This window comes from Okeania sp. SIO2B9 (assembly GCF_010672505.1).
Lineage (GTDB): Bacteria > Cyanobacteriota > Cyanobacteriia > Cyanobacteriales > Microcoleaceae > Okeania > Okeania hirsuta.
On the sequence record NZ_JAAHGK010000808.1, the window covers coordinates 1 to 3,594 of the forward strand.

At 39.3% G+C, this 3,594-nt stretch carries 4 protein-coding genes; all 4 read right to left on the reverse strand.

The genetic code is table 11. The annotated features are described in order from the left end of the window. Window positions 1–672 precede the first annotated feature (672 nt). The gene (locus F6K13_RS23710) at window positions 673–990 is read right to left on the reverse strand and encodes a 2Fe-2S iron-sulfur cluster-binding protein (protein ID WP_124146403.1); all 318 of its coding nucleotides are present in this window, start codon (window positions 988–990) and stop codon (window positions 673–675) included. Between the two features lie 516 nt (window positions 991–1,506). After that, window positions 1,507–1,857 (reverse strand): iron-sulfur cluster assembly accessory protein, encoded by a 351-nt coding sequence (locus tag F6K13_RS23715; RefSeq protein WP_124146404.1) that lies wholly within the window; start codon window positions 1,855–1,857, stop codon window positions 1,507–1,509. Window positions 1,858–2,176: 319 nt separating this feature from the next. Next, the gene (locus F6K13_RS23720) at window positions 2,177–2,944 is read right to left on the reverse strand and encodes a HesA/MoeB/ThiF family protein (RefSeq protein ID WP_124146405.1); all 768 of its coding nucleotides are present in this window, start codon (window positions 2,942–2,944) and stop codon (window positions 2,177–2,179) included. A gap of 12 nt (window positions 2,945–2,956) precedes the next feature. Beyond that, the gene (nifW, locus tag F6K13_RS23725; RefSeq protein WP_124146406.1) at window positions 2,957–3,268 is read right to left on the reverse strand and encodes a nitrogenase-stabilizing/protective protein NifW; all 312 of its coding nucleotides are present in this window, start codon (window positions 3,266–3,268) and stop codon (window positions 2,957–2,959) included. Between the last annotated feature and the right edge of the window lie 326 nt (window positions 3,269–3,594).

Below are 3,594 nucleotides of genomic sequence, written 5' to 3' on the forward strand. Positions count from 1 at the left end.
TGAAGAAGGAGACAGGAGACAGTAGACAGGAGACAGGAGGAAAATTACATGGGGATTCGCTCCCCCAAGTAATTTTGAACACGACCGTTGACGGTGGGGTATTAAACCCACAAAGAAAATGATAAAAAAAATCTTCAATCGCCATAACTACGTTTATCTTTGTAATTCTTTCTCCTCCTGACTCCTGAGGACTGACTCCTTTTGGCTCCTAACTTAACCATTCTATGGCTGTTTAACCGGATTTGATATTAACGGCCGTTAACCCCTACACCGCTGTTAACCACTACAAACTGTGTATAATTTCATCTTTTGTGTAAGTCCTGTAAATAAAATTATAGGCAAGAAAAATAATTTTGATTCCCGACTCCCAACTCTCTGCTGCATATAAATTACCCCCCTAGAGTCTTAAATAAAAACTACAGGAGGGCAAAATATCAGATAATTTACCGAATAATTAATAATTAAATAATTCTGGTTTAAAGCCTCCCCTTTTAAGGGAAAAAAAGCGGTTGTTAGCGGAGCTTCCCGAAGGGTGGGATGGATGGGTTTCCTAACCATATCCAATCGACCAAGAGAAGAAATAATATTTCCTTATATTCAATTCCGTAACGGTTTTAACCAGAGGTAATTATCAATTATCCATTATCAATTATCAATTAATGAACAGTGGTATTACACCAAATAAGCTTCTTGGTGAGTTTTGATAACGCAATCAGACTTAGGTTTGGCGACACACAGTAATACCCAACCTTTTTCTACCTGCTCGTCATCTAAGAAGTTTTGATCCTCTTGATCGACTTCTCCTTCTACTATTCTGGCAGCACAACTAGAGCAAGACCCGGCGCGACAAGAAGAAGGAAATTCTATGTCAGGTTCCAGTTCTTCTGCCGCATCAAGGATATATGTATCCTCATCAACTTCGATAGTGATATCGATTTCTGGGGGTTGTTTTTTCTTGCCTTTGATTAGCTGTACTTTATAAGTAGCCATTGATTGAGATCCTCCTTTTCTTAGTTGTTCTTTCGTCTCAAAAGACTTTTTTAAAAAGCGTTGAGCAGTTTAGCAATCAGTGGTCAGCTTTGCGCGTTTGCGGAGCATTCCGGAACTAAAAGGGGATGAGCAACCCCTCCTAAAATTCAACAAAAGCTAGTGCCACTACGCGGAACTCAAAAGTCAAAAGTCAAAAGTATTGATTGATTGGTAAGGCTTTATAGGATTTTTTAACTGGTCAGTTATTTCCGCCATCCTGCACTAGAAGTCGGGGATTTAAATCCAAGCTTTTCGGTGCGGAATGCTGCGCAAACAAATACCTAATTCTATTCACACAGGACTTACGCAAATTCACCTTGAAAACGTCATATGTAGGGGCGTTAACGATAGTTATGCGAAGCAAATGGTATTTGCTAACACAAAGATCCGCTAACGCCTCACTCGATTTAGTGTCCGTGCGTAAGTCCTGTCACAAATTTTTAGGCTGATAGCTGATAACTGATAGCTGATAGCTAGTTAACTACAAGGTACTCCTGTTGGGGTACAACCTCCTGCTTGGAAAGACTTTCCGCAACTACAAGTTTCTGTGGCGTTGGGATTAATAAACTTTAAACCGCTTTCAGTCAAACCCTCAATGTAGTCAACTACAACTCCTTCTAGTAAAGGCGCACTTTTTGGATCAATAAAAATCTGCAAATTTTCCTTGTAGAGCAGCAAGTCATCTTCTTTGGGAGCGTTGGCAATATTTAAGGCATATTCGTAACCACTACAACCACCATCCACAACAGAGATGCGGATGCCTTGATTTGAGTCTTTCAGGAACTTGGTAAGTTGAGAAGCGGCTTTTTCTGTTAAACTTATAGTCATAATTTTGAAGAAAAATAATTTAGACTTACCGATGACATAATTACCCAGATAGGCGACGACATCCGCCTGTTGTCTGGTTTAAGCAATTGGCACTTAGGAAATTATAGGAACGGGGCGATCGCTCTTTACAGCACTGTGTGAGACTAAATTAGTAGAAATATTGCACCCTGAATTTTGAAATTTCAGTTTCAGTTTCAGCGCTAAAGCATATCGTGTAAATATCACCTTTCCTATAAATTTCCTATTTATAGGCTAAACCAAAGATTTGACTAGAAACTGTTCATAGTGATAACTTCTGTGATTATGTTTTTACCACTTCCTATGAGTCAGCTTTTAACTCTTTGCTGAGGGAACCGCAAACTGGACAGTCTGGGTCATGGTAAGGGCGAAGTTTGGCAAATTCCATGGCATCCAAATCCATTGTCAGCAGTTGTGACCACAAGGGTTTACTAAATCCTGTAATCTGTTTGATTGCTTCTGAAGCTGCTAGACAAGCTAGGGTTCCAGAAACTACACCCAAGACTCCAAACCCACGTCGGTCCCATTCTGGTTTTTCTGGGAATAGACAAGACAAACAGGGAGTTTTACCAGGAACTATGGTAGTTAAATAAGCTTCCATGCTATTCATAGCAGCTTCCACCATTGGTTTGCGCCAACGTACACAGGCAGCATTAAGTAAATTCCGTTCGTCAAAGTTGTGAGCGCAGTCGAGGGCAATATCTGCCGACTGTACTAATGTGTCTGCATTTTCAGCAGTGACATATTCAGGTATAGCTTCAATTTCAACATCTGGATTAATGGCAGCTAGGGTTTCCTTAGCTTTGTCTACTCGCAGCTTACCCACCCAATCATCTGTCATCAAGATTTGACGATTCATGTCATCAAGGCGTAGTTCCCCACCTCGGACTAAAATCAGCTTCCCGACACCTGCTACTGCTAAATACAGTGCTACTGTGCCACCCAACCCACCAACTCCATTTACCACTGCTGTAGCTGATTTGAGTCGTTGTTGTGCTTCTTCACCAAAATCAGGAAGCATCATTTGGCGACTATAACGTTCTAATTCTTTGGGTGTCAGGTCGAACACTATAATTGCTCCTTACTCAGCAGTTATTTCTGTTAATTTAACTACATCTTTATGTTCTTGTTGAAAGACTGGAAATACTTTTTGTTCTTGAGCGCTAGATGTTAAGAAAGTTTGATAAGCTGACTCTAATGCTGTTTTATATTCTGTCAATTTTTCAGTTTCTGTCAGTCCTGTTTTTTCGTCAACTTCTGCAATTGCTACAGAAAACATTTTTAATATATGGAGGCGATTTACGTTGACTGCTGTTTGGTCGTAGGGAATGTCAAAAAAGCTGAGGAAGTCTTCTGCATCTACGAGTTTTTGGAAGTCTGTTAATGTCTTCATTTGATGAACCCTAAATTAATTAGATAAAGTAGTGCCGCTACGCGGAAGTTAAAAGTCAAAAGTCAAAATTCAAAAGTATTGATTTGTAATTGTTTGAGGATTTTGTAACTGGTCAGTTATTTCCGCAATCCTACAGTAGTGACTTTTTCTACTTTATTAGTATAGGTACAAATCTTCTTTTTTTCGTCTACTTTCAATTTTTTTTAATATTTGTGTGCAAAAAAAAAGCACTCTAGTTTGGTAATAATTCAGCTATTAGCTGTCAGCTATCAGCCACAAGATTTTCTCTTTAAGAACAGTGTTTAAATTAACAACTGACTTTAAGA